The sequence below is a fragment of the Streptomyces sp. BJ20 genome (assembly GCF_022869105.1).
GTDB lineage: Bacteria > Actinomycetota > Actinomycetes > Streptomycetales > Streptomycetaceae > Streptomyces > Streptomyces griseoincarnatus.
In genome coordinates this window covers 4,052,010-4,078,341 of the sequence record NZ_CP094918.1, presented here as the reverse complement: position 1 = coordinate 4,078,341, position 26,332 = coordinate 4,052,010, and the positions used below count along the sequence as shown (strand labels likewise).

Here is a 26,332-nt window from a genome sequence, read left to right as displayed (position 1 = left end):
GCGCCGGCCCTGTGTACGGTCTCGCCACATGAACCCGGATGCCTCCCTCCGCCCCCGCGCCCGTGACCTCGGCGTCGTCGTCGGGCCCACGCCCACCGGACCCCTCAACGCCCTCACCGATGTACCAGGGGTCCGCGTCGGGCATGCCACCGTCCGGACGCGCCCCGACGTGCACAGTGGGGTGACCGCCGTCGTGCCCGACGGCGTGCTGCCGGGGGCGCCGGTTCCCGCCGGAGTGTTCGTCGGCAACGGGTACGGGAAGCTGATCGGCTCCACCCAGCTCGCCGAACTCGGCGAGCTGGAGACCCCCGTGCTGCTCACCTCCACACTGTCCGCGTTCCGGGTCGCCGACGCGCTCGTCGGGTGGGTGCTCGAACAGCCGGGCTGTGACGGCGTGTTGAGTCTCAATCCCGTTGTGGGGGAGTGCAACGACGGTTATCTGTCCGACATCCGGAGCCGGCCCGTGCGTGAGGAGCATGTGCGGGCCGCGCTCTGCGGAGCGTCCGCGGGGCCCTTGGCCGAGGGGTGTGTCGGGGCCGGGACCGGCACCGTCGCCCTCGGGTTCAAGGCCGGCATCGGGACGTCCTCCCGTACACCGGAAGCGGCGGACCGCCGCTTCACCGTCGGCGTCCTCGTGCAGGCCAACTTCGGCGGCACCCTGCGCGTCCTCGGGCGCACACTCGACGGCCCCGGACCGGCCTCCGAGACCGGGTCCTGCATGATCGTCGTCGCGACGGACGCTCCGCTTGACGCCCGGCAGCTCACCCGCGTCGCCCGCCGGGCCGTGTTCGCCCTCGCCCGGACGGGCGCGGCCTACAGCCACGGCAGCGGCGACTACGCCGTGGCCTTCACCACCACCCGGCCCGGCACAGCGCGCCCGCTCGCCGACGCCGACCTGAGCCCTCTGTTCGAGGCGGTCCTCGACGCCGTGGAGGAGGCCGTCCTCAACTCCCTCCTCGCCGCCACCACGACCACCGGCCACGCCGGACGCACCGTCCCCGCCCTCTCCGCCGGCCGACTGCCGACAGACAGGCCTTAGCTAGTCCTCGCGTCGCCCCCATACCATCGCCATCCCCGGACCCACCTCCGCCAGCAGCGGCGACTCGAGGTATGCCAGTGCCTCGTCCACCACCCGCGCGTCCACCAGCCCGGTCGCCTCCAGCTCCGGACGCATCCGCCGCAACGTGTCCGACCAGAAGTGGGCCGCCGGGCCGCCCGGCCGCAGGGGCGGGCAGACCACCTCCGCGCCGATGTCGCGCAGGCCCTCCTCGCGGAGGTAACGCGGGTACGCGGGCACCTCGGTGATGTCGGTGCCGATCGTCGCCCACAGGGCCGCCCACATGGCGTCCATGGTGCGCCGGTAGGGGGAGGAGCGGTCGAGGGCGTCGGGCAGTTCCACCGCGTCGCCGAGCACCAGCACGCCACCGGGGCGGAGCAGGCCGGCCAGCCGGTGGACGAGCCTTCGGCGCCCCGGCAGGTGCATCAGCACGAACCGGGCGTGCACCAGATCGAACCGGCCCGGGTCCAGGCTCTCGTCGGTGACGTCCGCGGTGAGCACCCGCAGCCCCGGCAACTCCCAGGCGGTCAGGGCGTGCGTGTCCCGGTCGAGGGCGACGACCTCCGCCACCCCGGCCTCCTCCAGGAGCCACCGGGCGACGGTCCCCGTGCCCGCCCCGACCTCCAGGCACCGCATGCCCGGACCCGCGCCCAGCTCGCCCAGCCGACGCGTGGTGACCGGGTCGTACACCAGCGCGGCGGCGTCGATGCGCTCCGACTCGTGCGGGTCCTCGGGCGGGAAGAGCTCCTGCCCGTAGCGCCCGCCGCCTGGGCCGGGCGCGCCGTCACCAGGGCCCGTAGGCGGCCCGCCGCCCTCACCCGGCCCGCCGTCCGTGCCCGCCTCACCGTCCGGGGGCCCCGCCGGATCCGTCACCCGCGTGCCCCGGTCAGTTGATCCCGCTCGGCGTCGGCGACGGCGTGCGCCCCGCGAGCACTTCCTGCAGCCGCTGCGTGCCCTGCTCCACCGCGGCCGACGTGGTGTCGTGGTCCGCGCCGTCCAGCCCCCCGTTGGTGACCGTGATCGCGTTCGCGCCCATCTGCACGGCGGCGACGTCCAGGCTCAGGGTGACGGGGTCGCCGCTGCTCTCGCCCTTCACCGTCACGGTCAGGCCCTGCCGGTTGTCGCCGGCCTGCGGCAGCGACGTCTCGATGACCTGCACCGTGCGCTCCCCGGCGTCGCCGCCGGTCAGCGTGAACTGGTCGCAGGTGTCGGGCAGCTCGCTCAGCCACTGCATGGAGTCGTCCAGTTCCGCCTTGTCGTACGCGGCGACCTGGTACAGCAGCCGGGAGTCGCCCTGCTGGAAGCCGGTGACGGCGGACGCCCCCGTGGGCTTGCCCAGCAGCGTCTCGTCGAACAGCGCGTCGACCAGCCGCTGGCAGTCCCGCACGTCGCTCTGGCCGTCGACGAACGCGGCCACGTCGACGCCGCCCACCAGCATGGTGTCCCGCCACTCGCGCGGGTCCCGAACCTGCGTCCAGTCGTCCTCGATGTCCGCCGGGGTGATCAGCGCGTTCCGGGCACCCTCCTCGCTGAGGTCCGACGGCGACTCCGAGGCGGCCGGCGACGACGCGGCGGGTGAGGTCGTCTGCGCGGCGAGTCCCCGCTCCGCGACCGTGGACGAGGCGTCCGGCTCGGGCGAGGCGCTGCTGTCCGAGCCGGAACAGGCCGCCGTGGCGAACAGCGTGCCGGCGGCCAGAGCGGCGGCCAGGACGCGGGCCGGCCGGACGAGCGGGCGAGGGGTGGTCACGTGTGCCTCCTGTGGGACGGACGGTCCGCCCGGTGCCGACGCGCACCGGGCATGCTTGCTCCCCCCGGCCTCCACCGCACCACCGCTCGGCCCGGGCGACCAGCGCAGCGGAGGCATACAGGTGAGAGCACAGGGAAGACGGGCCCGTGGCCCCGCCCGAGGCACACCGGGAACGGAGGCCGCGACAACCCCAACGGGCGCCCCTGTCACGGCGTCCGCACGGGAACACTGTTACGTTCGCGATGCACCGTTCTGTCCCGGAAAGGAACGAAGCCACGTCCCCCACCGACAACGGCCCGACTCCGCCCCCCGAGGCGGCCAGGCGTCACCCCACCCTGTTCCGTGCCATCCGCCGCCGGCGGAACCCGCCGCTACGGCGGTCGGACATCACGGTGACGGACGAGCGGGCGGTGAAGCGCGCGGTCAAGGCCGCCTCGCTCGGCAACGCCATGGAATGGTTCGACTTCGGGATCTACGCGTACCTGGCCGGCACCATCGGCAGGGTCTTCTTCCCCTCGGGGAACGAGACGGTGCAGCTGCTGTCGTCCTTCGCCACCTTCGCCGTGGCGTTCCTGGTGCGCCCGCTGGGCGGCATGGTCTTCGGACCGATGGGCGACAAGATCGGCCGTAAGAAGGTCCTCGCCCTGACGATGATCCTCATGGCGATCGGCACGGCCGCGATCGGACTGCTGCCGTCGTACGCGGCGGTCGGCTTCTGGGCGCCGCTGCTGCTGATCCTCTTCCGGCTGCTTCAGGGCTTCTCCACCGGCGGCGAGTACGGCGGCGCCTCCACCTTCATCGCCGAGTACGCCCCCGACCGGCGGCGCGGTTACTTCGGCAGCTTCCTGGAGCTGGGCACGCTCGCCGGCTACACCGGCGCGGCCACCCTGGTCGTGGCGCTCACCGCCTGGCTGGGCTCCGACACCATGGACGCCTGGGGCTGGCGCATCCCCTTCCTGGTCGCCGGACCGCTCGGCATCGTGGGCATCTATCTGCGGCTGAAGCTGGACGACACCCCTGCCTACCTCAAGCTGGGGGAGGGCAACGTCCGCGCCTCCGAGGCGGCGAACCAGGTCGAGACCACGGCCCGCGGCGACCTCGCCAAGATCTTCCGGCAGCACTGGCGGCCCCTGGTGCTGTGCATCGCCCTGGTCGGCGCCTACAACATCACCGACTACATGCTGCTGTCGTACATGCCGACGTACCTGTCCGACGAACTCCACTACAAGGAGTCGCACGGGCTGCTGATCCTCGTCGCCACCATGGTGGTGCTGATGCTGATCATCAACCAGGTCGGAAAGCTCAACGACCGCTTCGGACGCAAGCCGCTGCTGATGACCGGCATGCTGGGCTTCCTCGTCCTGTCCGCCCCGGCGTTCGTGCTGGTGCGGCAGGGCAGCCTGCTCGCGGTGTCGGCCGGCATGCTGATGCTCGGCCTGTCCCTGGTCTGCCTGCTCGGCACCATGTCGGCCGCGCTGCCCGCCATGTTCCCGACATCCGTGCGCTACGGCTCGCTGTCCGTCGGCTACAACCTGTCGGCCTCGCTGTTCGGCGGCACCACCCCGCTGGTGATCACCGCGCTGATCGGCGCGACCGGCTCGGACATGATGCCCGCGTACTACGCGATGGGCGCAGCGCTGGTCGGTGTGATCGCCGTGGCCCTCATGAAGGAGACGGCGCAGCAGCCGCTGGAGGGGTCCCCGCCCTCGGTGCAGACCGATGAGGAGGCCGCGGAGATGGTGCACGCGCAGGCGCCGACCCCGAAGTTCTGACGCGGGCGGCCGACGACGGAGGTGAGGGGCGGGTGCACGGCACCCGCCCCTCACGCATCCCCGTCCCGGTGCCACTCCCGTCAGTCCTCCGCCCATCCGTCCGCCCTCACCCGCGCGGGCACGTCGATCTTCGTGTGCACGGGCCGGCCCGCCTCCTGGTCCTTCTCCCTCACCCGGTCCAGGGAGTACGTCGCCGTGTGGCTCAGCGGGTGCGTCGGTAGTGGCGGCGTGCCTTCTCGCGGTTGCCGCAGACAGCCATCGAGCACCAACGGTGCACCTGATCAACGGCGGTCACTTCCTTCTGGAGAGCCACCCGGACGTCGTCACGGGATACCTGCGCGGCTTCCTCGGGCGGGTGCTGGACCGAGCGGACGGCTCGTGACCGATCCGTCCGGCGCCTCCGGCCGCCGACCACGTTCGGCGTGTACGGCAGGTACTGCGTCGGCGCCCGGAACGGCATGCCCGGCGACGGCGCCCCGATGGTCATCGGCCACGGCCAGGGGCCGGGCGGGAGGTCAGAGAGCGGCGAGCAGGCCGTCCAGGGGCGCGGGCGCCCGCTCCTGACCCAGCGCCTCGACCAGAACCCGGCCGTAGTGGATCTTGCGGCCCTTCTTGGTGCCCAGGAAGCGGCGGAGCTGCTGCCCCGCGTCCCGGCCCCGCTGCGCGGGCTGCCGCAGGAAGGTGCGCAGAGAGCGGAAGTCCCCCTGCTCCCGCACCAGTTCGGTCACCCGCTCCACGCCCAGGGCGCGGATCAGCTCGTCCTCCAGATCCGCCGCGCAGACGAAGACGCCGTCACCTCCGGCCCCCGCCCGTTGCCAGCCCCGCTCGTAGTAGCCGAGTTCCCCCTCGTCGCACAGCCCTGTCAGGCGCAGGCCCAGTCCACGGGGGCCGAGCAGGGCGGAGAAGCGGCCGACGTTCATCGCGCCTCCCATCGGCAGCACGCAGACGCCCTCCGCCGCCAGGTCCCGGCCGTCGCGCGTGGCGAGCGTACCGACCGCGGCGGCGTCGCTGAGCCCCTCCAGCAGGACGGCCGTACGGACGGACAGCCGCCCGGCCAGTTCGCGCGCCCGATCACCGGACCCGCCCGCCGCCCACGCGGCCACCGCGCCCCGGAACGCGTTCATGTCGCTCACGCGTCGAGTCTCCGCCGGAAGCGGCGACTTCGGTACTCGTTTTCGGCGCACGGCGCGCACGGCGCGCACGGCGCGCACGGCGCCGCTGCTCGCGGAGGCGCGAGCACGTCCCAGGCAGCGAGGAGGCTCTCGCGGGCTTGGCGGGAACCCGTCGGGACCTGGCCCTCATGCCCATGGGAGCCCGCGCGGCGACTCGTTAGCTTCGGTGGTGTCCGCGTCCGACCGGACCGGAGACCGGACGCCCCACCGGAGGTGCACCGCCGTATGCATGCCCAGATCGTCCTGTTCGACGGCTTCGACCCGCTCGACGTCGTCGCGCCCTACGAGGTCCTGTACGCGGGCGGCACCGCGTCCGGAGGGGCGCTCACCGTCGAGCTGGTCACCGCCGAGGGCCCGCGCGAAGTGGTGAGCGGCACCGGCGCCCTCACCCTCCGCGCCACCGGCACGCTCGCCCCCCGGGCCGCCGACCTGATCGTGGTCCCGGGCGCCTCGGGCCGGGTCGGAGAACCCGGTGAGGTGCCCGACGTCGACGCGGGGGAGGGGGAGTGGCGGCAGGACGAGTTCGTCCCCGTCCTGCTGGGCCGTGTCCTGACCACCCGGCTGCCCGCGCTGCTCAAGGAGGCGCTGGACGACCCGACGGTGACCGTGGCCACGGTGTGCGGCGGCTCGCTGGTGCCCGCCATGGCCGGCCTGCTGGACGGCCGCCACGCCACGACGCACCATCTGGGCCTCGACATGCTCGACGCGACCGGCGTCCACGTGGTGCGCGCCCGCGTCGTCGACGACGGAGACCTGGTCAGCGGCGCCGGTGTCACCTCCGGCCTCGACCTGGGCCTTCACCTGCTGGAGCGGGAACTGGGTCCGCGCATCGCGCACGCCGTCGAGACCCTCTTCGCCCACGAGCGCCGCGGCACGGTCTGGCGCGCCACGGGCCCCGCCCCGGCGGCGCTGTGACACACGTCTTGCATCCGTCCGACCTCACCACGGGAGCCGCTCGCACATGACCGCCCACCCCGACCGGACCGCCGAAGGCGTCTGGGACCTGACCGTCGCCACCCCCATCGGCCGTATCAAGGCCGTCGTCGAGTTCCGCCGGCGGGACGGTGTCCTCACCGGCGTGGCGTCCGGCGCGGGAGAGGACGTACCGCTGCGGGACATCGCCGTCGACGGCACCCTCGTCACCTGGAAGCAGTCGGTCACCAAGCCCCTGCGGCTGAACCTCGCCTTCGCCGTCGACGTCCGCGGCGACACCCTGGAGGGCACCTCGCGGGCCGGCCGTCTGCCCGCCTCGAAGGTCACCGGGACGCGCCGGACGACACCGGCGCGCACGTCGGAATAGGGGACCGGGGGCCGCTGTTACACCTGCTGCCTGACATGCGCGAGTCATTCGACTCGGGCGGTGACGGCGGAAGGAGCACCTCATGGCACGCAGCACGGCACGTCCGGTCGTCAAGCTGAAGTCCACGGCCGGCACCGGCGTCACCTACGTGACGCGCAAGAACCGTCTCAACGACCCCGACCGGCTCGTCCTGCGCAAGTACGACGCGGTCGCCGGACAGCACGTCCTCTTCCGCGAGGAGCGCTGACGCGGCAGCGCCGACGCGCCGAACGCGCGCGAGGTCGCCCGGCCGAGGGACGCCCGCGCGAGGTCGTCGACCCACCCCGTCTCCGCCGCTCCCGGCGGCGGAGGCCGCGAGAAAGGACACCCATGAGGCATGGCATCCACCCCGTCTCCCGTCCGGTCGTCTTCCGTGACCGCGCGGCGGGGTTCCAGTTCCTGACCCGCTCCACGCTCGACTCGGACAGGACGGTCGAGTGGGAGGACGGCACGACGTATCCGGTCGTCGACGTGGAGATCTCGTCGGCGAGCCACCCGTTCCACACCGGCACGGCCCGCGTCCTCGACACCGCTGGACGCGTGGAGCGCTTCGAGCGCCGCTACGGCGCCGCCCCGGCCCGCCGCTGACCGGGACCCGGCCCCCACCAGGGCTTTCCCACCAGGAGTACGTGATGAAGGTACGCAAGTCGCTGCGTTCGCTGAAGGCCAGGCCCGGCGCCCAGGTGGTGCGCCGCCGGGGCGTGACCTTCGTGATCAACAAGAAGGAGCCGCGCTTCAAGGGCCGCCAGGGCTGACGAGCCGCAGGCACCACGACGTCCGGACCGCCCGGCACCGCACCGCGCGGTGCCGGGCCGTCGGCGTGTCCCCGCACGACGGCCGTCCGGCCGTGCGGGCTCCCCGCCGCGCGGCCAGGATGAGAGGGACGCCGCGGGCGGGTGATGCCGCCCCGGCAGGGCGCACGGCAGCCGGGAGGCGGAAATGACGGTGAAGCGGGTCGGCATGGTGGTGCACGGCGGACACCCCGAGGCGGTGGCGGCCGCCGGTACGGTCCGCGAATGGTCCATGGAGCACGGCATCGCCTGCAAGGACATCGACGTATGGGACGACGGCGACCGGCGCAGCGCCCATGAGGAGGTGGCCGCCGCGGGCGACCCCGACCTGGTCGTCACCCTCGGCGGGGACGGCACGTTCCTGCGCGGCGCCCGGCTCGCCGCCGCCGCGGACGCCTTGGTCCTCGGCGTCGACCTCGGCCGGGTGGGCTTCCTGACCGAGGTGCCCATGACCGACGTGCGCTCCGCACTGGACGCGGTGTACGAGGGCCGGCTCGATGTCGAGGAGCGGATGCTGCTGACCATGCGCGCCTCGCGCCGCCTGGAGATCCCCGCGGACATCGAGGCGCTCATCCGCTACGGACGCGGCCCGCTGCTGCCGCCCACCAGCGTGCGCCCCGACTGCGAGTCGGGCGGCGAGTGGGGCGTCCCGCTGGACGTGACCGCCCTCAACGACGTGGTCCTGGAGAAGCTCGCCCGGGACCGGCAGATCTCCGTCGGCGTCTACATCTCCGGCCGGCTGCTCGCCTCGTACTCCGCCGACGCGCTGCTGGTCGCGACCCCGACCGGCTCGACGGCGTACAGCTTCGCGGCCGGCGGGTCGGTCGTGTCACCGCGCGCGGAGGTACTGGTGTTCACACCGGTCGCGCCGCACATGACGTTCAACCGCTCGGTCGTGGCCGCGCCCGACGAACCCGTCGGACTGCGCATCCTGGAGCGGTCCGGGCGGGCGGCCGTCAGCGTCGACGGCCAGGTCCGCGGCGTCATCGGTCCGGGCGACTGGATCGGCGTGTACGCGTCCCCGCGCAAGCTGCGCGCCGTACGCCTCGGCCCGATGGACTTCTACGGCCGGCTGCGGGAGCGCATGAACCTGACCGACGCACCCGCGGCGGTCGCCGACGGCACGCCCGCACCGCTCTGGCCGGTGAGCAGCCCCCCGCCCGGCGACCTGGCCCACCTCGCCATGCCGGAGGGCCCGGTCGCGCGGCCCTGACGCCTCGCCTGTCAGTGGACGAGGGCCTTGACGGCCGTCAGATCCTCGCCGGTCAGCTCGGCGATCCGGTGCGCCGGCACCCCGGCAGCCACGGCACGGGCGAGCAGCGCCTCGCGGCCCTCGGCGCAGGAACGGTAGGCGAGCAACTCCTCCTCCATCCGCGCGACGTCGTAGGGGGCGTTGAGCTGCCGCACACGGCTCAGCTCCTCGTCGCCCAGCGGGACGGGCAGCCGCTCGGCGCCCTCCGGAATCGCCGAGGTCTCTTCCGGCGGCAACAGCCGCAGCCCCGGCGACGTCACGGTGACGCCCTGCGCCTCCAGCCACGCCCGCACGGCCGGCGTGTCCAGGAACGCCGCGTCCTCCACGGCGGCGAGCGGTACGCCCAGCGACACGGCGGGGTCGTCGAACAGCACCAGATAGGCGTCGTCGGTCATGGTCGGTACCTCCTGCAAGGGCGTGTGGTCCCACTCCGGTGGACCTCCCTCTACCCCCGATGGGGTCGTCCACGACAACGTGTCACCCATGCGGTACAGCACGGTTCACCGGGCGTGAGCAGGCGTCGGACGCGCGCGCACACGCTCGTGTCCCCTCGACCGCGAGGCGGATCCGAGTCGTTCCGTCGTCCTTCACTCCGGGGCCCCGCCGTCATCGCCCACCTTGTAGCCGGGCACGGAAGGCCAACGCACCGTCAGTACCACGGACTCCTCCTCCGCGTACCAGGAGTGATCGACACCCTTCCCCCACACCACGTAGTCCCCCTGCTCGGCCAAGAGCACGCTGCGACCAGGCAGTTCCACCCGGAAGCGTCCGCCGATGAGGACCAGGAGCGCGGTGCGCTCCTCGCCGGTCACCCACTGGGCCCGCTCGTCACCCGGCGGGTGAACCCCCCACTTGATCTCCACGTCCTCGCTGTGACGGGGATCGGAAACATCCTTGAAGTGCCCCAGCAGCCACCCCCGGTCCAGCGCGGCATCCTTGCCGGCGTTACCCACGTACACGCTGTCGCTCATGGCGACGGAAGGTAGCAGCCGATCCGGCATGGTGCTTTTCGGCTCGGTCCTCCAACCTGCTCGTGTGATCGACTACGACGACTCCGGTGCCCTCGTGGTCCAGGTGGGCGAGGGTTCCTGCTGTCGGAACCACTCCGCCCGTACGAGGACGACCCGACGCTCGACTTCCTCGTCACGGCACACGGGCGGTGGGGGAGCGCCGTCCGCCCGACACGCCACACCGGACCGGCAGCCGACGCGCCGTCCCCCGCGTGACCGCACGCCTCCTGTGCGCACGAGTGGGGCGCGGCACCCCCGCCGCGCCCCACCTCACCCGCACCGACCCCTACCGCTCGTCGACCTCCCGGTCGAAGTCCCGCGCGCAGTCCTGCCGTTCGCTCTGGCTGTTCGCATGCTCGATGCAGTCCTGGTAGCTCTTGAACTCGTCGCTGTTGATCACGGCCACACCCAGCGCCAGCAGCACCGACGACACCACGAGCGTCAGCGCGCCCAGCACCGCGCCGATGACCGCCATGGTCCCGTTCGTCGCCACGCCTCGTCTGCCGCGCCGGAAGCCGAGCACGCCGAAGACCACGGCCAGCAGGCCCAGCACGATGCCGCCGAACGCGGTCCAGAACAGCAGGACGCCCACGATGCCCAGGACCAGTGCCGCGATGCCGAAGCCGTTGCGCCGTTCACCCGTGCCCGTCGGCTGCCCGTGGCCCGTGCCGTGGTGTCCTCCGTGCGTCGAAGTCATCCGTCCTCCATAAGGTGTGAGGGGTCGTCAGTGCCACTCGCTCCGTCCGTGTGCCCGAACCCTCCGCCCCCATGCAGGGCGTCGGCATCACAGCCGTGACCACGCCCGTGGTGACGCCCGTCGGCGTGACGCCCTCCGTACGCCGGCCCACCCCTGTCTCGAATTCCTCCCTTGTGCCCTGACCTGCGCCCCACCTGATCGACACCTACGCCGGTCTGGTGCTGCCCTTCGCGGCGGGGGCGTTCGGCTCGCACCACCGCTACGTCCGCGGCCAGATCGACCACGGCCTCAACGAGGCCGGCTACGGCTACTGGGGCTTCTCGCCCGCCGACATCCCCGACGGCGGGTACCAGCGAGTACGGCGTCGACGCCCTCGGCATGCAGGAGGAGGGCTACGACTCCAAGGGCGTGGTCACCCCGCACGCCTCCTTCCTCGCCCTGCCCCACGAGCCCGCCGCGGCCGTCGCCAACCTCACCGCGCTCGACCGTGACTTCGGCGCGTACGACGACCGCTACGGCTTCCGCCACTCGGTGGACACCTCGACCGGCCGGGTGAGCGACTTCGTTCTTGCCCTCGACCAGGGCGTGGTCGCCGCCGCCCTCGCCCAGCAGCTGCGCCCCGGCCTGCTCCAGCGGCCGTTCCGCACGGGCGGTTTCCGTGCCCGCGTGAGGCCGCTGCCGGCCAAGGAACGCTTCAGCATCTGACCCCTGCGGGGTCGCGCAGGGGTCAGACCGTGGGGTCGTTGGGGTGCGTCTCCAGCTCCGTGACGACCGCCGTCATCCACGGCCACAGGGGCAGGCTGCCCAGCACCTCCTCGCGCAGCGCCGCCTCGTCCTCGGCACGCCACAGGCCGATGCTGCGCTTCTCCCCGACGGGGCGCCACAGTCGCGCCAGATGTCCGGAGGCCGCGAGCTCACGCGCGCGCACGGCCTCGCGGGCCCGGACCCGGTCGACCTCGGCCGGGTCCGTGCCGTCCGGGACCGTGGTGGTCAGCTCCACCAGAAACTCCCGCATGTCGTTCTCCCCTCAGGGTGCATGCCGTTTCGGGACTACTGTCGACGCATGAGTGAAGCGTCCAAGCGTTCCGTCGTCGTCGAGCGGACGAGCACCGGCCAGTTCATCGCCACCAACCCGCGCGGCGGGACCCTGCGGTTCGGCACCGACGGGGGTGACGCCTTCACCCCCGTCGAACTGCTGCTCGCCGCCATCGGGGGCTGCTCGGCGGCCGACGTCGACGTCGCCACCGGCCGGCACGCGGAGCCCACCGCGTTCTCCGTCGAGGTGAGCGGAGACAAGATCAGCGACGAGCAGGGCAACCGCATGACCGGCCTGCGGGTCACCTTCCACGTCGCCTTCCCCGACGAGGAGGGCGCCGACCGGGCCCGAGCGATCCTCCCGCGCGCGGTGAAGGCGTCCCACGACCGCCTCTGCACGGTGAGCCGTACGGTGGAACTCGGCACGCCGGTCGCCACGGAGATCGCGGAGGACTGAGGGTTCCGGCACGCGTGCCACGACCGGCGGGACGGCCGGGTCCACTGCCGCCCTCCTCCGCGGGCGGGGCGGCACCGGTCGGCCCATGAGCGGGGCGAATCGGCTGACGCGGTGCGGAACGGCCGGCTCGCCGACGGGTGCGGAAGCCGCCCCGGTCCGCCCGGACCCGGGCGAAGCGGTGCGGTCCGGAGCCGTCGCGGTGCCCGGGACCGGCGGTCCCCCTCACCCATGCCCTGACCGCCGCTCCAGCGCCCGCCGTCGCACGGCGCCCGCCCTTCCCAGCACCCGCGGAGCGGTCGCGTGCACGTCGGCCGTGCCGTGGTCCGCGAGCGGGCCGACCGTCAGGCCCGCGGCGCGCCAGTCCGCCACCAGGCCGGGCAGCGCGCCCAGCGTGGCCCGCCAGCTTCCCGGCGCCGCCGTGCGGTCGGTGTCGTGCAGCAGGACCGTGCCGCCGCCGCCCAGGTCCGCCTGGACCGTGGCGCCCACCGACGCGGGGGTGGCCGTGGCCGTCCAGTCCCGGCCCCAGGCCGTCCACAGCACCGGACGCAGCCCCGCCGCGCGGGCGGCCGCCCACCGGCCGGACGTCAGGATCCCGTACGGCGGCCGGTACCACCGGGGGGCCACCCCCGTGACGTCCTGAACGGCCTCCACCGCGTGGCGCACGGCGCGGACGTCGCCCGCCGGCGCGGGCAGCCACGGGCGGTCGTGGCTCCAGCCGTGCACGGCCACCTCGTGCCCCCGCCGCGCCGTCTCCCGCACCACGCCAGGATGCCGTACGACCGCGTCGCCGAGGACGAAGAACGTCGCCCGCACGCCGAGGCCGTCCAGCGCGTCGAGGAAGCGGGGTGTCGAGACCGGGTCGGGGCCGTCGTCGAAGGTCAGGGCGACATGACGGGGATGCCCCACGCCGGCGAGACGGGGGGACAGGTGTCTGCGCACCACGGGCAGCCAGGTGGCCGCGGGACCGATGTGCGCCAGGATCCCCGCGGCGAGCGGCAGCGCGGCGGCCCGGAGGACGGATTCGGGCATGGCGGTGACCTCCTGATCACACGGACGGCTCACGGCGGGCGGGACACCTGATGCCGTGCCCCGGAGCCGGAGTCGTCCCGCGCCCTTGCCTGGTCCCAGCCGCCCCCGACCGACGGGGCCCGCGCCAGGCCGACGCTGCCCGCGCCCATGAGCGCGATGCCGATCAGCTCCGGCACCACCCGCGCGCCGAGGTTGATCTGCTCCCCGAACAGCGCCCACCCGAGGGCGACGCTGGTGAGCGCGTCACCGAGGGTCAGGGCGGGTTGGGACGCGGCCAGTGTGCCCGCCCGGAACGCGGCCTGCAGCAGCAGGAACGCGACGATGCCCACCACGGCCGTGGCGTAGAGCGGCCAGGTCGACAGGACGGCGACCGGGCCGTCCGGGATCAGCCCGGTGACCTCCTTGAGCAGCGCGGCCGTCGCCGAGAACGACACGGCGGACGCCAGCCCCAGCAGTGCGGCGCGTGGCGCGCCCCGCACCGTACGGGACGCCGCCACCAGCGACGCCACCACGGCGAGCAGGGTCGCTCCCGCCGGCCACCAGTGCCCGGGTATCGCCATGGACCGTCCTGACGTCGGCGCCGCCGCCGTCAGGAAGAGGGACAGGCCCGCCGCGAGGGCGACGAAGGCCAGCCAGGTTCTCAGATCGGGGCGGCGGTGGAAGACCAGGCTGCCCACCGCCAGGGTGAACAGCAGCTCGGCCGCCATCAGCGGCTGCACCAGCGCGAGACTGCCCACGCCGAGCGCCGCCGCCTGCAGCACCGTCGACAGGGCGAGCATCCCCGCGCCCGCCACCCAGTGCGGCCGCCGCAGCACGTGCCCCAGCCAGCGCAGCGCCTGCCGCAGCCCCGTGCCGCTCTCGGGCTCGTCGGCGGCGGCCCGCCGCTGCAGCACCGAGGCCGCGGCGTTCGCCAACGCCGCGAGGAGCGCAAGGACCACGGTCAGCACGCCGCGGCGCCGCTCATCCGAACGTGGCGGCCAGCCGCCGGTACAGTCCCGGCGCCACACCGCGCACCCTGGCCGGCAGACGCAGCCACGCGGGAACGTAGACCTCGTCCCGCCCCCGGACGGCGGCACGCCACACGGCGTCGGCCACCCGCTCGGGCGGCACCGGCCGGGGCCGGGTCCGTGCGTAGGGCGTGCCGCGCCGCTCGAAGAACGGCGTGTCCACCACCCCCGGCACGACGAGGCTCACACCCACACCCGTGCCGCGCAGCTCGTAGCGCAGCGCGTCGGCGAACACCGCCACCGCCGCCTTCGACGCCGAGTAGACCGCCTCGCCCCGCACCCCGACGGCCCCCGCCAGCGATCCGACGAGCACCACCCGGCCCGACCCCGCCTCCACCATGTGGGGGAGCACCTGCCGCACCAGACGCAGCGTGGTCAGCAGATTCACCTCCATCACCTCGTCGAAGGAACGCCGTGTCATCGTGGTGAAGTCACCGGCCCAGCCCACCCCGGCGCACCCCACCAGCAGGTCGAGGCGTCCCACCTCGTCGAGTGCGAACCGGGTCAGCCGCCGCTCGGCGGCCGGGCGGGTGAGGTCCTCGGGGAACACCGCGGCGGCCGCGTGCGCGGCCGTCTCGGCGAGGCGTCCCGCGTCCCGGCCGCTCAGCACCAGACGCCACCCCTCCGCGGACAGCCTGTGCGCCACGGCGGCGCCGATGCCCGAGGAGGCGCCGGTCACCAGGGCCGTCCCCGGCCGCTGCGCCGCCGCACCGGGAGGCTCCCGTACGCCGTCGGGGAGCAGCGCCGGTGTCCGGGCGTCGGAGGCGCCGGCCGTACCGGCGCGGGAAGGAGGTGCGTGGGGCATGGGCTGACCTCGGCTGCTGGGCGGGCACCGGAAGCGGCCGGCTGGACCGCTTCCGTCGTCCGGGAGGGGGTGAGCCCGGAGTATCCAGGTCAGGGACGCCCGAAACGCCCGGCGGGCGTTTCACCGGCGCGCCGACGGTGACTCAGCAAGACGTGCTCTCGTCGTCCCCGGCCCCGCACCACCGGGGCGCCGCCCGCCGGGCAGGCGCCCGCCGCGTGCTGGTGCTCAGCGCGAGCATGGGCGCCGGGCACGACACCGTGGCCCGCGAACTCGTCCGGCGCGCCCGCGCACAGGGACACGAGGCGGACACCGTCGACCTCATGCGCCTCCTCCCGTACGGCACGGGCTCCGGGCTGCGCGCCTTCTACCGGACGTCGGTGCGCCACGCGCCCTGGGTGTACGACGGTCTCTACCGGGCGTTCCTGCGTCCCGGCGACCACACCCGCCCCAGCGGCGTCCCGCTCGCCCGGCTCGCCGCCGACGGGCTGGAACGGCTGGTCGCGCGGAGCGGCGCGGACCTGGTCGTGCCCGTTTTCCACCTGGCCGCGCAGCTCACCGGCCACCTCAGGACGCTGGGCCGGCTGCGCGTCCCCAGCGTGGTGTTCGTCCTCGACTTCGCCGTGCACCGGCAGTGGCTCCACCCGGGCAACGACGCCTGTCTCTGCCTCACCGACCAGGCCGCCGACGACGTGCGCCGGGTCGTCCCCGGCACGTACGCCGAGACGACGGGCCCGGTCGTGGCGCCCGAGTTCTCCGCCCCCGCACCCGCCGCGGACGACTGGCGGAAGCGGTTCGAGCGATACGCCCCGGGACGGTCGCCCGTGCTGCTGTCGGCGGGCTCCTGGGGCGCAGCCGCGGGCATCGGCGAGACCGCCCGGCTGCTGGCCGGCGCCGGTCACCTCCCCGTGGTGCTGTGCGGCCGCAACCAGGCGCTGCGGTCGCGCACCGCCCGCCTGCCGGGCACGCTCGCCCTGGACTGGGTGACGGACATGCCGGGTCTGCTGCACGCGGTACGCGCGCTGGTGGACAACGCCGCCGGCCAGACCGCTGTGCAGGCCCTCGCCGCCGGACTTCCGGTCGTCGGCCACCGTCCGCTGCCCGGACACGGCGCCGACGGGGTCCGCCGGATGGCCGAACTGGGCTTCTCCGAGGCCGCCGACGACGGCACCACCCTGCTCGACGTCCTGGACCGTCTTGTCACGGAGGGCCCCGCGGAACGCGAGCGGAGGGCGGCACGCGGACGCGCGGTCTTCCGCGCCGACGTTCTGGAGCGTGCCGTCGCCCTGGCCGGCCGGTCCGCCGTACCGTCGCCCGGCCAGGAGTGAGCGCACGCTCGGCCCCCTGACCTGCGGGCCTCACGTCGCCCTGACCCGCTCCCGCTCCTCGTCGGGGTGCCGGTGGCCGAAATGGCGGAGGAAATTGTGATGGGTGAGCAGCCAGTGCCCGAACAGGGCGCCGCCGTACACCACGAAGCCCACCCCGATCAGCCAGGACTCCACGACCAGGACCACGCCGACCGTGCCGTAGCTGACGGCGTTGTCCACGATCAGCGGGGTGAACACGTAGTACGAGAAGATCCGCAGGCCGACCAGGCCCACCATGGTGGCGACCGCGCCGGGGAGCAGGTCGCGCCAGCGGACCTGGCCGCCCAGCAGGAAACGCTGACCCCACCAGAAGAACAGCACGCCGGCCGCCGCCGACAGGGTGATCCGCTCCGGCCCGTACAGCAGCGTGCGGGTCCGCACCTCCTGGTAGAGGAACGCGGTCAGCACGGCCAGCCACAGCGCCTGCCGCCACACCCGGTGCCAGGGTCCGGGCGGCAGCCGCCACACCCGCTCGTAGCCGTTCTGGACGCTGCCGCCCAGGGCGACGCCGAACACGGCGAGCGCGAGACCACCCCACACACTGGTCGTGCCCACCACCTCGCGGGGCGGACTGAAGATCTCCGTGAGCACCCGCGCCGACCGCCCGGTCAGACCCATGCCGTCCGCCAGCCAGGTCGCGAAACCGCCCCGGCCCAGAGGGTCCGCGGCGGCGACCACGATCAGCAGCGGCGCCAGGGTCACCAGCGCGAGGGTGGCGAAGCCCATGGCCCGGTGCATCAGCTCCAGCTCCCGGCCCCGCGTCATCAGGGTATGGGCGCCCAGCCACCGCCAGCTGTTCTGGAGCACGCCGAGGTACCGCCTCACGGTGCCCCTCCTTCGCCTGCTCGGGCACGCGCCGCGAAGTGACCCGCGGCGGGACCGGACCGTCTCGTGCCACGCCGGGGGCGGACCGGGGCGCCGCACGGCGGCCCTTCCGCTCCCCGGCTTCATCATCCGGCGTCCGTGACGGGGCCCGCCACTTCGCCCGGCCCGGCGGGGCCGCCGGACACCAGCCCGCGGCGGTCGTCCGGTGCGGCACCTGGGCAGGGTCAGCGGCGGGTGTCCCCGCCGACCGTCACCCGTTCGCCCGGCCGGCAGCGCAGGATCCGGCCGCCGTGCCCGCGCCGGGCCGCCTCGGCGAGGAAGTCGGAGAGCGGGGAGCGGAAGACGCCGTAGTCGTCGTAATGGACGGGCAGTGCCCGGTGCGGGCGGATCACGTCGAGCAGGTCGGCCCCCTGCCCGGCGTCCATGGTGACGACGAGGCCGCCGGGCAGCGTGGTCCCGCCGAGGTGCAGTACCGCCAGATGGACGTCAGGGCACCGGCGGGCGATGTCGCGCAGCCCGTCGAACATCACGGTGTCGCCCGAGAGGTACATGACCAGACGGATCCGGCCGGAGCGGTCGCCGAACTCCAGCAGGCTCCCCATCACCGGCGGCAGCAGGCGCCGCGCCGGTCCCGGCGCGTGCCGGCCGGGCAGCGCGGTGACACGGACCAGCGAGTCGCCGTGCAGCAGGGTGTGGCTCTGCCAGGTGCGCAGACCCACCGCGCGGTGGAACCCGAACAGCCCCTGGAGGACGCGGGAGGCGTGCGGAGTGGTCAGGAAGGGCAGGCCCCGGTCCAGATGGCGCCGGGCCACCCGGTCGAAGTGGTCGCCGTGCAGATGCGACAGGACCACCGCGTCGAGATCGGCGTGAGGGAGACCGGTGACGTCCACGGCGGGTTCGGTCAGCCGGCGCGACACGAGGCCGTAGCCGAGGTGGGCGAGCTGCCCGCGGTGCAGGAAGTTCGGATCCGTCAGCAGGGTCAGGCTGCCGTAACGGATCAGCAGGGTGGCGTTGCCGATGAACCTCACCCTGACGGTGCCTGCGGGCGGTGTGCGGTCCACGGCGACCTCCCTGGGTCATCCGATGCGTCCGGGCAGGACCCGGGTGGCCCCGCGGGGCCGTCCTACACCCGGCGCGGGCGCGTGCCGGACGCGGGATCGCGGGTACCCGAACACCGGTCCTACTTCTTCGCCCTCGGTCACGCGCCCGCCGCGTACGACGGTCGGCCCACGCCGGGAGGTCCGGTTGCGTCTCCACCACTCTCGTCCCACCGACGCCGGGTACCGCCGGCTGCGGCACGGGCGGGGCTTCCGCTATCTCGACGTGACGGGCGAACCCCTGCGCGACCGCGAGGAGCTGGCCCGGGTCCGCGCGCTGGTCGTCCCGCCCGCCTGGACCGACGTGTGGATCTGCGCCCGAGCCAACGGGCACCTCCAGGCCGTGGGCACCGACGCCGCCGGACGCCGCCAGTACCTGTACCACCCGCGGTTCCGCGCCGAGCAGGAGGCCGCCAAGCACGAGCACGTCCTCGATGTCGCCGAGACGCTGCCCGCCCTCAGGGAGGCAGTCGAAGGGCACCTCGGCGACCGGGGCCTGACCCGCTCCCGCGTCCTCGCCACCGCGGTGCGCCTGCTCGACCTCGGCTTCTTCCGCATCGGCAGCGACCGGTACGCCGAGCTCAACAACAGCTACGGCCTCACCACGCTGCTGAAGGAGCACTCCAGCTGCCGGTCGGACGCGGTGCTGTTCAGCTACACCGGCAAGCACGGCAAGGACATCATCCGGACCGTCGCCGACCCCGCCGCCTGCCGCAGCCTCACCGCGCTGCTGCGCCGCAGGGGCGGCGGCGACCGCCTCCTCGCGTACTGGGAGGGCCGCGCCTGGCACGACGTGAGCAACGCCGACGTCAACGCGTACCTCAAGGAGCTGGCGGGTCTCGAGGTCACCGCGAAGGACTTCCGCACCTGGCACGCCACCGTGATGGCGGCCGTCGCCCTCGCCGTGTCGGAGCCTGCAGCCCGCAACGAGACCGCCCGGAAGAGGGCCGTCGCCCGGGCCGTGCGGGAGGTCTCCGGCTATCTCGGCAACACCCCCGCCGTCTGCCGGGCCTCCTACATCAACCCGCGCGTCGTCGAGCTGTTCGAGGAGGGCGTGACCGTGGCGCCCGCCCTGCCGCACCTCGGCCACGAGGCCGCACACGGCATCCCGGCCACCCAGGGCGTCGCCGAGCGGGCCGTGCTGACCATGCTGCGCACCGGCGCCCCGCCCGCCGGCACGGTGTGACCCGCGTCAGACCAGATCCGCCCCGGACCCCAGCAGCCGCACCACCGCGAGACCCGCCACCACCATCGCCGCCCGGAACGGCCACCGGCTGCCCCGTCCCGCCGCCGTCGCCGTACCCGCCACGGCCACCGCGCCCGCCACGACGGCCAGGCACAGCCCGCCCGTGCCCGCCGGGCCGGGCGGCCCCGCGACGACCACGGCCACGGCCGCGAGCATCACCGAAGGCGCCAGCCATCGGCAGGCCGTACGGCCCAGCCGCTGCGGCAGCCCCCGTACGCCCGTCGCCAGGTCGTCCTCGATGTCCGGCAGCACGTTCACCAGGTGCGCCCCCAGCCCCAGCAGCGCCCCCGCCGCCACCACCCACCAGACGGGCCAGACCGGCCGTGGCAGCCCGAGGGTGACGAACACCGGCAGCGAGGCGAATCCCACGGCGTACGGCAGCGGCGACAGCGGCGTGTGCTTCAGCCGCATGTTGTAGCCCCAGCCTGCCGCCACGCCCGTCAGATGGGCCGCCGCCGCGCCCGGTCCGGACAGCAGCGACAGCGGCACGCACAGCACCAGAGCCGTCCAGGCGGCCACCGCCACCGCGCGCGCCGGCAGTCGCCCGTCGGCCACCGGTTTGTCCGTGCGCCCGCAGACCGTGTCGCGGCGCGCGTCGGCCGCGTCGTTGCACCAGCCCACCGACAGCTGACCCGCCAGCACCGCCGTGCCCACCGCCGCCGCGCCCGCGACGCGGTGCCCCGCCGCGACGGCGAGCGCGGTCACGAACACCGTGACGGCCAGAGCCGGCTCGGGATGGCAGCAGCGCAGCAACGCCGCAAGGCGGCGCGGCGGCGTACGCGGAACGACCCCGGACGGGTGGTGGGACACGGGTGCAAGGTAGCCGGGCGGCGACGGCGAGGAAGTCATTACCGACATGCGTGTCCCTCTCATCGCCGAACCGGCGTCCGCCGCCCCTCCGCCCCCGGACACGGCGCCGGTGACGACCCTCGCCGCCGTCCACACCGCGCTGCCGCCCCACCGCTACCCCCAGGACCGGCTCACCGAGCCCATCGGCGACCTGTGCCTCGCCCCGGGCGCCGACCGCGCCTTGTTCCGCCGCCTGCACGCGTCCGCCGGGGTGCGCACCCGCCATCTCGCCCTGCCCATCGAGCGGTACGCCGCGCTGCGCGACTTCCGGGAGAGCAACGAGGCGTGGCTGACGGCGGGCCTGGACCTGACCGAACGGGCGCTCACCACCGCGCTGGCGCAGGCCGGGCTCGCCCCGGCCGACGTCGACCTGCTGGTGTGCGCGTCCATCACCGGCGTCGCCGCCCCGTCCCTCGACGCCCGCCTGGCCGGACGGATCGGTCTGCGGCCGGACGTCAAGCGGCTGCCGGTGTTCGGCCTGGGCTGTGTCGCGGGCGCCGCCGGAATCGCCCGCGTCCACGACTACCTGCGCGGACACCCGGGCGGGACCGCCGTGCTGCTCACCGTCGAACTGTGCTCGCTGACCCTGCAGAAGGGCGACGACTCCCGCGCCAACCTGGTCGCCGGCGCCCTCTTCGGCGACGGAGCGGCGGCCCTCGTCGCCCGCGCCGCCGCGACCGGTACGGGAGCGGAACCGGCCGCCGGGCCCTCGGTGGTCGCCACCCGCAGCCACCTCCACCCGGGCACCGAGCACCTCCTGGGCTGGGACGTCGGCGCGGGCGGCTTCCGCGTGGTGATCGACCCCGCCGTCCCCGTCCTGGTCCGCCGCGAACTGGGTGCCCAGGTGCGTGGCTTCCTCGCCGAACACGGCCTGGACACCGGCGACATCGGCGCCTGGGTGTGTCACCCGGGCGGCCCCAAGGTGCTGGACGCCGTGACCGACGCGCTCGCCCTGCCCGACGACGCCCTCACCCCGTCCCGGCGCTCGCTCGCCGCCGTCGGCAACCTGTCCTCCGCCTCCGTCCTGCACATCCTCCAGGGCTTCACGGAGGCCCACCGGCCCGAGCCGGGCACCTGGGGGCTCGTGCTGGCGATGGGCCCGGGCTTCTGCACCGAACTCGTCCTGCTGCGCTGGTGAGGTGAACGTCATGACCTGGTACACGCTGCTCGTCCTCGCCGTGGCCGTCGAACGCCTCGCCGAACTCGTCGTGGCCCGCCGCAACGCCGTCCGGGCCCGCGCGCGGGACGGGGTGGAGCACGGCCGCGGCCACTACCCCGTCATGGTCGTGCTGCACACCGGCCTGCTCGCGGGCTGCCTCCTCGAACCCCTCCTCGCGGACCGCCCGTTCCTCCCCGCCCTCGGCTGGCCCGCCCTGGCGCTCACCCTGCTCGCCCAAGCCCTGCGCTGGTGGTGCATCACCACACTGGGGCCCTACTGGAACACCCGTGTCATCGTCGTCCCCGGCGCCCGCCTCGTCGGCGCCGGCCCCTACCGCTTCCTCCGCCACCCCAACTACGTCGCCGTCGTCGTCGAGGGCGCCGCCCTGCCGCTGGTGCACTCGGCGTGGATCACGGCGACCGTGTTCACCCTGGCCGACGCGGTGCTGCTGACCGTGCGGATCCGCTGCGAGAACGCCGCCCTCACCACCCACGCGGTGCCCGCGTGAGACGCACCGACCTCCTCGTCGTCGGCGGCGGCCCCGCGGGTCTGGCCACCGCCCTCCACGCCGCCCGCGCCGGTCTGGACACCGTCGTCGCGGAACCCCGCCCGGCCCCGGTCGACAAGGCGTGCGGCGAAGGCCTGATGCCCGGCGCCGTCCGCGCCCTCACCGCCCTCGGCCTGCACGCCCCCGGCCACCCCCTCACCGGCATCCGCTACGTGCAGGGGCCCCGTCGCGTCGAGGCCGCGTTCCGCCGCGGGGAAGGCCTCGGCGTCCGCCGCACCGACCTGCACACCGTCCTCCACCGGGCGGTCCTCGACGCGGGTGTCCCCGTCCTCCCGCTGCGCGTGGACGGCGTACGGCAGGACGCGGACGGTGTGGGCGTCCCCGGCGCGGGACTGCGTGCCCGGTGGCTCGTCGCCGCCGACGGACTGCACTCACCCGTGCGCCGCTCCCTCGGCCTGGACCGCCCGACCCGGACTCCGCCCCGCTACGGACTGCGCCGCCACTACGCCGTACCGCCCTGGACATCGCACGTCGAGGTGCACTGGGGTCCGGACGCGGAGGCGTACGTCACCCCGCTCGGCCCCCGGCTGGTCGGCGTGGCCCTGCTGACCTCCCGGCGTGCGCCCTACGACACGCAGCTCGCCGGCTTCCCCGAGCTGGCCGCCCGCCTCCCTCCGCGCACGGCGGTCACCCCGGTCCGCGGCGCCGGACCCCTGCGCCGGCGCTCCCGCGCCCGGGTGCACGGCAGGGTCCTGTTCGTCGGCGACGCCGCAGGGTACGTCGACGCGCTGACCGGTGAGGGCGTCTGCCTCGCCCTCACCGGGGCCCGCGCCCTCGTCGCCAACCTCCGCCGGGGCACACCCGGCCGCTACGGCGCCGACTGGGCCCGAGCCACCCGCCGCTACCGCCTCCTGACGGAACTGCTGGTCGGAGCGCGCCGGCAGCCCGCGCTCGCGCCGCACATCGTGCCCGCGGCCGCGCGTCTGCCCCGGCTGTTCGCGACCGCCGTCAACGCCCTCGGGTGAGCCTGCGGGCGGTCACCCGCCGCCCGGGGTGGGGCTCAGGAGCAGCAGGGCGATGTCGTCGCCGGGCGCCGGGGCGTGCCGGACCAGGGTGTCGGCCATGGTTTCCAGGTCGTGCGGGTCGGACTGCTCCACCAGACCGGCGAGGGCGGCCGTCGCGTCGTCCGGGTCGACGCCCGGCGCCTCGACGAGCCCGTCGGTGTAGAGCACCAGCACACATCCGGGCGGCAGGGCGCACTCCAGTGAGGGGTAGCGGGCCGTCGGGTCGATGCCGAGGAGCAGCCCCGGCGGGACGGACAGCAGCTCGGTGCGCCCGTCGCAGTGCCGCATCAGGGGCGGCGGATGCCCCGCCGTGGCCAGGCACGCCCGTCCGTTCCCGAGGTCCAGATGCGCGTACAGGCAACTGGTGAACAGACCGGGATCCAGGTCGGTGAGGAGCCGGTTGGTGCCGGCGAGGACGTGGTCCGGGGGAGCGCCGACGGTGGCGTGGGCGTGCACGGCGGTGCGCACCTGCCCCATCAGCGCCGCCGCGTCCACGTTGTGTCCCTGCACGTCCCCGATGGCGGCCGCCGCGGTGTTCTCGTCCAGCCGGATCAGGTCGTAGAAGTCGCCGCCGATGCCCAGGCCGCGCGCGGCCGGCAGGTAGCGGGCGACGACCCGCAGGCCGGGGATGCCGGGCAGGCTGTGGGGGAGCAGCGCCGACTGGAGCCTGTGGGCGAGGCGGTCCTTGTTGTCGTAGAGGCGGGCCCGGTCGAGGGCCTGGCCGACGAGACCGGCCAGGGAGGTGAGGACGGCGCGTTCGCTGGGCGGGAAGGAGCGCGGCCGGTCGTAGGAGAGCAGCACGGAGCCGATGGGACGGCCCGAGGCGATCAGCGGCAGGACCGCCCACGCGGCCATCCCGTCCTCGTGCGTCATCTTCGGGTACACGGCGGCCATCTGGCCGAACGACGGGTAGAAGCCCGGCTCCCCGGTGGCCAGGACCGCCGCCCCCGGGATGTCCCGGCTCAGCGGCGCCCCGTCGAACCGGGCGAGCAGGTCGGGGCTGTAACCGCGGTGGCCCAGGATCCTCAGCCGGCCGTCCTGCGCCGTCATCAGCACCATGGCCTGCGCGCCGAGGGCGGGCAGAAGCTGTTCGGCGGTCTGGTCGACGACGTCCCGCACCCCGACTGCCTCGGTCAGCGTGGTCGCCAGGTGCATCAGGTGGTACAGCACCGTGGCCCGGCCCGGACCGTGCGCCGTCTGCGCGACCGGATCGGCCTCCTGCCTGTCGTCGGTGCGGTCGATGCGCACGCTGATGCCCGAGGGGTCCGGGTACAGCTCGAACGACAGCCATGTGCCGGGCGGGCGCATCACCCGGAACGACTGCGGGGTGCGGCTGATCAGCGCCGCGCGGTAGCGGTCCTCGACATGGGGGACGTCCATCCACGGCAGCGCCTCCCACGGCAGGGCGCCCAGCAGCCGGTCCGGTGAGGCGCCCACGAGGTCGGCGGCGGCCGGGGTGACGAGGGTGATCCGGCCGTTCAGGTCCAGGGCGACGTACCCGCCGGGCAGCCGGTCCAGGAGCGCCGTGCCGGCCCATGCCTCCTCGGCTGTGGGGGTGCGTCCCGGATCCGGCGGCAGGATGCGCGGCCGGCCGGGGGTGACGAGGGGCTCGCCGCGCCGTGCGGCCTGCTCGAAGAGATGACCGAGCCGCCGGGAGCCCGCGCGGACGGCTTCGTGCTCGGCGCGGCTGAGCTGCGGCGGATGCCCGCTGGGCCACAGCAGTACCAGCCCGCCCCGCACCCCGGAGTCCGACGCGACCGGCACGGCCGCCAGGGCGAAGTCGTAGGGGAGCACCACCGCCGGCCGGGGATAGCGGCGCGCCATCTCCACCTGGCCGTTCACCCACACCAGGCGCTCCTCGCGCACCGCGTCGGCCACCGGGATCGGATCGCCCACCGCGACCCGGCTCCACGGCGCGACCACCTCGCGCGGGGCGCCCGTCACGTGGGACAGCCAGAGGGCCGTGCGGTCGGGGGTGAGGACGTACAGCAGGGCGCCGGAGGCATGGGTCGCCCGCACGATGTCGGCCAGGGCGGTGTCCATCAGCCAACCGCCCGTCCCGGCGGGGACGGGCCCGCCGACCCGTCCGGCGTCGCCCGAACTGCTTCCATATCGGGACAGTACGCCGATTCCGTGCCGAAGGCATCCAGCATCCGCGCGGCACAGGTCAGGCGGTGGCGCCCCGGCCGGGCGCCGGGTCCGGGGCGCGCAGCACCGGCATCATCGTCCCCACTTCACCGTCCGCGAGGTGGTCGAGGATCATCCGGTCGACCTCGGCGGGCTTCTCCAGGGGCACCAGATGGGACGCGCCCGGGACGACGGCGAGCCGGGCGTCGTGGAGCTCGCGGTAGAGGGCCGCGGTGTGCTCCAGGGTCATCAGGTCGTCGTCGCCCGCCATGACGAGGGTGGGCGACCGCACCGCCGCCAGGTCCCCGGCGTCGAGCGTCGGCTGGGTGCGCCACATGTCGATGACCCGCGTCGCCACCGCCGGCCAGTGGTCCGGCCCGTCCGGGCTCGCGGCCACGTACAGCTCGCGGAAGAAGGCCATCTCGGCGCTGTCCGGGGTCAGCGCGTCGAGCATTCCCGGCGCGACGAACGCCTCCGGCGCGGGCCGGAAGGTCGCCCCGATGAGCACCATCCGGCGGACCAGGTCGGGCCGGGCCAGGGCGGTCAGCAGCGCCACGATGCCGCCGTCGCTCCACCCGACCAGATGGGCCGGGCCGCCCACCACGGACTCCAGGAACGCCACGGTGTCACCGGCCATGTCCGTGTACGACAGCGGGCCCTCGACGTCCGGGGTGTGGCCGTGCGCCCGCCGCTCGGGGAGGTAGAGGCGGTAGGAGGCGGCGAGCTCGGGACGCTGCGCACCCCAGGTGTCGTTGGTGCAGAACCCGCCGTGCAGCAGCACCAGCGGGTCGCCGGAGCCCTCGGTCTCGTACCAGGTCCTGACCCCGGGAAGGTCCGCGTAGTCACCCATGCGTTCCGTCCCTCTCCGGGACGGCCGCCGTCCCCGGCCAGTGTCCGGCAGCCCTCGAGCGGCCGCAACGCGG

General features: G+C 74.5%; 29 protein-coding genes and 3 pseudogenes. 16 read left to right on the top strand and 16 right to left on the bottom strand.

Annotated elements, in window-relative coordinates; translation table 11 throughout:
* Positions 1 to 28: 28 nt before the first annotated feature.
* The gene (locus tag MTR79_RS18210; protein ID WP_244791292.1) at positions 29 to 1,039 is read left to right on the top strand and encodes a P1 family peptidase; all 1,011 of its coding nucleotides are present in this window, start codon (positions 29 to 31) and stop codon (positions 1,037 to 1,039) included.
* On the opposite strand, the gene MTR79_RS18205 is transcribed toward MTR79_RS18210, so the two are convergent.
* Both MTR79_RS18205 and MTR79_RS18200 read right to left on the bottom strand, forming a co-directional pair.
* Positions 1,040 to 1,930 carry a class I SAM-dependent methyltransferase gene (locus MTR79_RS18205; protein WP_244791290.1) on the bottom strand — a complete coding sequence of 297 codons (891 nt, stop codon included), beginning with the start codon at positions 1,928 to 1,930 and terminating at the stop codon, positions 1,040 to 1,042.
* 13 nt (positions 1,931 to 1,943) lie between these two features.
* A complete protein-coding gene (locus tag MTR79_RS18200) occupies positions 1,944 to 2,804 on the bottom strand; it encodes a hypothetical protein (protein ID WP_189364689.1) in 861 nt (286 codons plus the stop codon).
* Positions 2,805 to 3,046: 242 nt separating this feature from the next.
* Between MTR79_RS18200 and proP the strand changes: the two genes are divergently transcribed.
* Positions 3,047 to 4,576 (top strand): glycine betaine/L-proline transporter ProP, encoded by a 1,530-nt coding sequence (gene proP / locus MTR79_RS18195; RefSeq protein WP_189364690.1) that lies wholly within the window; start codon positions 3,047 to 3,049, stop codon positions 4,574 to 4,576.
* Positions 4,577 to 4,778: 202 nt separating this feature from the next.
* Here proP and MTR79_RS18190 read toward each other — a convergent pair.
* Positions 4,779 to 4,847: pseudogene (locus tag MTR79_RS18190) on the bottom strand (CGNR zinc finger domain-containing protein); the annotation flags it as partial.
* Between MTR79_RS18190 and MTR79_RS18185 the strand changes: the two are divergent.
* Positions 4,848 to 4,958, top strand: a pseudogene (locus MTR79_RS18185) (alpha/beta hydrolase); the annotation flags it as partial.
* Between the two features lie 133 nt (positions 4,959 to 5,091).
* Here MTR79_RS18185 and MTR79_RS18180 read toward each other — a convergent pair.
* The gene (locus MTR79_RS18180) at positions 5,092 to 5,709 is read right to left on the bottom strand and encodes a TOPRIM nucleotidyl transferase/hydrolase domain-containing protein (protein WP_189364691.1); all 618 of its coding nucleotides are present in this window, start codon (positions 5,707 to 5,709) and stop codon (positions 5,092 to 5,094) included.
* Between the two features lie 264 nt (positions 5,710 to 5,973).
* Here MTR79_RS18180 and MTR79_RS18175 point away from each other — a divergent pair, with 264 nt between their 5' ends.
* The 6 genes from MTR79_RS18175 to MTR79_RS18150 all read left to right on the top strand — a co-directional run bounded on the left by MTR79_RS18175 (position 5,974) and on the right by MTR79_RS18150 (position 9,091).
* Positions 5,974 to 6,663, top strand: coding sequence for a DJ-1/PfpI family protein (locus MTR79_RS18175; RefSeq protein WP_048458734.1), 690 nt, complete (start codon positions 5,974 to 5,976; stop codon positions 6,661 to 6,663).
* A gap of 46 nt (positions 6,664 to 6,709) precedes the next feature.
* Positions 6,710 to 7,048, top strand: coding sequence for a hypothetical protein (locus MTR79_RS18170; RefSeq protein ID WP_121720560.1), 339 nt, complete (start codon positions 6,710 to 6,712; stop codon positions 7,046 to 7,048).
* An 82-nt stretch (positions 7,049 to 7,130) separates the two neighbouring features.
* Positions 7,131 to 7,295: a 50S ribosomal protein L33 gene (gene rpmG / locus MTR79_RS18165; RefSeq protein WP_006130960.1), complete on the top strand. Its 165-nt coding sequence runs from the start codon at positions 7,131 to 7,133 to the stop codon at positions 7,293 to 7,295.
* Positions 7,296 to 7,417: 122 nt separating this feature from the next.
* A complete protein-coding gene (locus tag MTR79_RS18160; protein WP_048458732.1) occupies positions 7,418 to 7,675 on the top strand; it encodes a type B 50S ribosomal protein L31 in 258 nt (85 codons plus the stop codon).
* A 44-nt stretch (positions 7,676 to 7,719) separates the two neighbouring features.
* The gene (ykgO, locus tag MTR79_RS18155) at positions 7,720 to 7,842 is read left to right on the top strand and encodes a type B 50S ribosomal protein L36 (protein ID WP_244791288.1); all 123 of its coding nucleotides are present in this window, start codon (positions 7,720 to 7,722) and stop codon (positions 7,840 to 7,842) included.
* Between the two features lie 184 nt (positions 7,843 to 8,026).
* A complete protein-coding gene (locus tag MTR79_RS18150) occupies positions 8,027 to 9,091 on the top strand; it encodes an NAD(+)/NADH kinase (RefSeq protein ID WP_175446281.1) in 1,065 nt (354 codons plus the stop codon).
* 11 nt (positions 9,092 to 9,102) lie between these two features.
* Here MTR79_RS18150 and MTR79_RS18145 read toward each other — a convergent pair whose 3' ends face one another.
* The 3 genes from MTR79_RS18145 to MTR79_RS18135 form a co-directional block, all read right to left on the bottom strand.
* Positions 9,103 to 9,525, bottom strand: coding sequence for a DUF6003 family protein (locus MTR79_RS18145; RefSeq protein WP_114872729.1), 423 nt, complete (start codon positions 9,523 to 9,525; stop codon positions 9,103 to 9,105).
* A gap of 192 nt (positions 9,526 to 9,717) precedes the next feature.
* Positions 9,718 to 10,101: a signal peptidase I gene (locus MTR79_RS18140; RefSeq protein WP_189364693.1), complete on the bottom strand. Its 384-nt coding sequence runs from the start codon at positions 10,099 to 10,101 to the stop codon at positions 9,718 to 9,720.
* Between the two features lie 325 nt (positions 10,102 to 10,426).
* Positions 10,427 to 10,837 carry a DUF4190 domain-containing protein gene (locus MTR79_RS18135; RefSeq protein WP_048458727.1) on the bottom strand — a complete coding sequence of 137 codons (411 nt, stop codon included), beginning with the start codon at positions 10,835 to 10,837 and terminating at the stop codon, positions 10,427 to 10,429.
* A gap of 227 nt (positions 10,838 to 11,064) precedes the next feature.
* Between MTR79_RS18135 and MTR79_RS18130 the strand changes: the two are divergent.
* Positions 11,065 to 11,542 (top strand): annotated as a pseudogene (locus MTR79_RS18130) (glucoamylase family protein); the annotation flags it as partial.
* Positions 11,543 to 11,564: 22 nt separating this feature from the next.
* Here the strand turns inward: MTR79_RS18130 and MTR79_RS18125 are convergent.
* Positions 11,565 to 11,852 carry a muconolactone Delta-isomerase family protein gene (locus MTR79_RS18125; RefSeq protein ID WP_102638888.1) on the bottom strand — a complete coding sequence of 96 codons (288 nt, stop codon included), beginning with the start codon at positions 11,850 to 11,852 and terminating at the stop codon, positions 11,565 to 11,567.
* A 48-nt stretch (positions 11,853 to 11,900) separates the two neighbouring features.
* Between MTR79_RS18125 and MTR79_RS18120 the strand changes: the two genes are divergently transcribed.
* Entirely contained in the window at positions 11,901 to 12,329 is a 429-nt protein-coding gene (locus MTR79_RS18120; protein WP_048458725.1) for an OsmC family protein, read from the top strand.
* 222 nt (positions 12,330 to 12,551) lie between these two features.
* Here the strand turns inward: MTR79_RS18120 and MTR79_RS18115 are convergent, their stop codons facing one another.
* From MTR79_RS18115 to MTR79_RS18105, 3 genes are read right to left on the bottom strand one after another with little or no spacing between them, the layout of a single operon-like run.
* Positions 12,552 to 13,358, bottom strand: a complete 807-nt coding sequence (locus MTR79_RS18115; protein ID WP_244791286.1) for a polysaccharide deacetylase family protein — start codon at positions 13,356 to 13,358, stop codon at positions 12,552 to 12,554.
* 29 nt (positions 13,359 to 13,387) lie between these two features.
* Positions 13,388 to 14,305, bottom strand: coding sequence for a DMT family transporter (locus MTR79_RS18110; RefSeq protein WP_189364695.1), 918 nt, complete (start codon positions 14,303 to 14,305; stop codon positions 13,388 to 13,390).
* Positions 14,306 to 14,318: 13 nt separating this feature from the next.
* Positions 14,319 to 15,170: an SDR family NAD(P)-dependent oxidoreductase gene (locus MTR79_RS18105; RefSeq protein ID WP_244791284.1), complete on the bottom strand. Its 852-nt coding sequence runs from the start codon at positions 15,168 to 15,170 to the stop codon at positions 14,319 to 14,321.
* Positions 15,171 to 15,406: 236 nt separating this feature from the next.
* Here MTR79_RS18105 and MTR79_RS18100 point away from each other — a divergent pair, with 236 nt between their 5' ends.
* Positions 15,407 to 16,495: a galactosyldiacylglycerol synthase gene (locus MTR79_RS18100; RefSeq protein ID WP_244793234.1), complete on the top strand. Its 1,089-nt coding sequence runs from the start codon at positions 15,407 to 15,409 to the stop codon at positions 16,493 to 16,495.
* A 30-nt stretch (positions 16,496 to 16,525) separates the two neighbouring features.
* Here MTR79_RS18100 and MTR79_RS18095 read toward each other — a convergent pair whose 3' ends face one another.
* Both MTR79_RS18095 and MTR79_RS18090 read right to left on the bottom strand, forming a co-directional pair.
* Positions 16,526 to 17,299 carry a ribonuclease BN gene (locus MTR79_RS18095; protein WP_244793232.1) on the bottom strand — a complete coding sequence of 258 codons (774 nt, stop codon included), beginning with the start codon at positions 17,297 to 17,299 and terminating at the stop codon, positions 16,526 to 16,528.
* A gap of 284 nt (positions 17,300 to 17,583) precedes the next feature.
* Positions 17,584 to 18,420, bottom strand: coding sequence for an MBL fold metallo-hydrolase (locus MTR79_RS18090; protein ID WP_244791281.1), 837 nt, complete (start codon positions 18,418 to 18,420; stop codon positions 17,584 to 17,586).
* A gap of 184 nt (positions 18,421 to 18,604) precedes the next feature.
* On the opposite strand from MTR79_RS18090, the gene MTR79_RS18085 reads away from it, so the two are divergent.
* Positions 18,605 to 19,642, top strand: coding sequence for a DNA topoisomerase IB (locus tag MTR79_RS18085; RefSeq protein ID WP_199207981.1), 1,038 nt, complete (start codon positions 18,605 to 18,607; stop codon positions 19,640 to 19,642).
* A gap of 6 nt (positions 19,643 to 19,648) precedes the next feature.
* Here MTR79_RS18085 and MTR79_RS18080 read toward each other — a convergent pair whose 3' ends face one another.
* Positions 19,649 to 20,551: a UbiA family prenyltransferase gene (locus tag MTR79_RS18080; protein ID WP_244793230.1), complete on the bottom strand. Its 903-nt coding sequence runs from the start codon at positions 20,549 to 20,551 to the stop codon at positions 19,649 to 19,651.
* A 70-nt stretch (positions 20,552 to 20,621) separates the two neighbouring features.
* Here MTR79_RS18080 and MTR79_RS18075 point away from each other — a divergent pair, with 70 nt between their 5' ends.
* The 3 genes from MTR79_RS18075 to MTR79_RS18065 are packed head-to-tail and all read left to right on the top strand — an operon-like array spanning position 20,622 to position 23,243.
* Positions 20,622 to 21,689 carry a 3-oxoacyl-[acyl-carrier-protein] synthase III C-terminal domain-containing protein gene (locus MTR79_RS18075; protein WP_244793228.1) on the top strand — a complete coding sequence of 356 codons (1,068 nt, stop codon included), beginning with the start codon at positions 20,622 to 20,624 and terminating at the stop codon, positions 21,687 to 21,689.
* A gap of 10 nt (positions 21,690 to 21,699) precedes the next feature.
* Positions 21,700 to 22,218: an isoprenylcysteine carboxylmethyltransferase family protein gene (locus tag MTR79_RS18070; protein WP_122213460.1), complete on the top strand. Its 519-nt coding sequence runs from the start codon at positions 21,700 to 21,702 to the stop codon at positions 22,216 to 22,218.
* Positions 22,215 to 23,243, top strand: coding sequence for an NAD(P)/FAD-dependent oxidoreductase (locus MTR79_RS18065; RefSeq protein ID WP_189364701.1), 1,029 nt, complete (start codon positions 22,215 to 22,217; stop codon positions 23,241 to 23,243). The genes MTR79_RS18070 and MTR79_RS18065 overlap by 4 nt, the downstream gene beginning before the upstream one ends.
* Before the next feature lie 12 nt (positions 23,244 to 23,255).
* Here MTR79_RS18065 and MTR79_RS18060 read toward each other — a convergent pair whose 3' ends face one another.
* Positions 23,256 to 25,325, bottom strand: a complete 2,070-nt coding sequence (locus MTR79_RS18060) for a SpoIIE family protein phosphatase (RefSeq protein ID WP_189364702.1) — start codon at positions 25,323 to 25,325, stop codon at positions 23,256 to 23,258.
* Between the two features lie 124 nt (positions 25,326 to 25,449).
* A complete protein-coding gene (locus MTR79_RS18055; RefSeq protein WP_244791279.1) occupies positions 25,450 to 26,259 on the bottom strand; it encodes an alpha/beta hydrolase in 810 nt (269 codons plus the stop codon).
* Positions 26,260 to 26,332 lie beyond the last annotated feature (73 nt).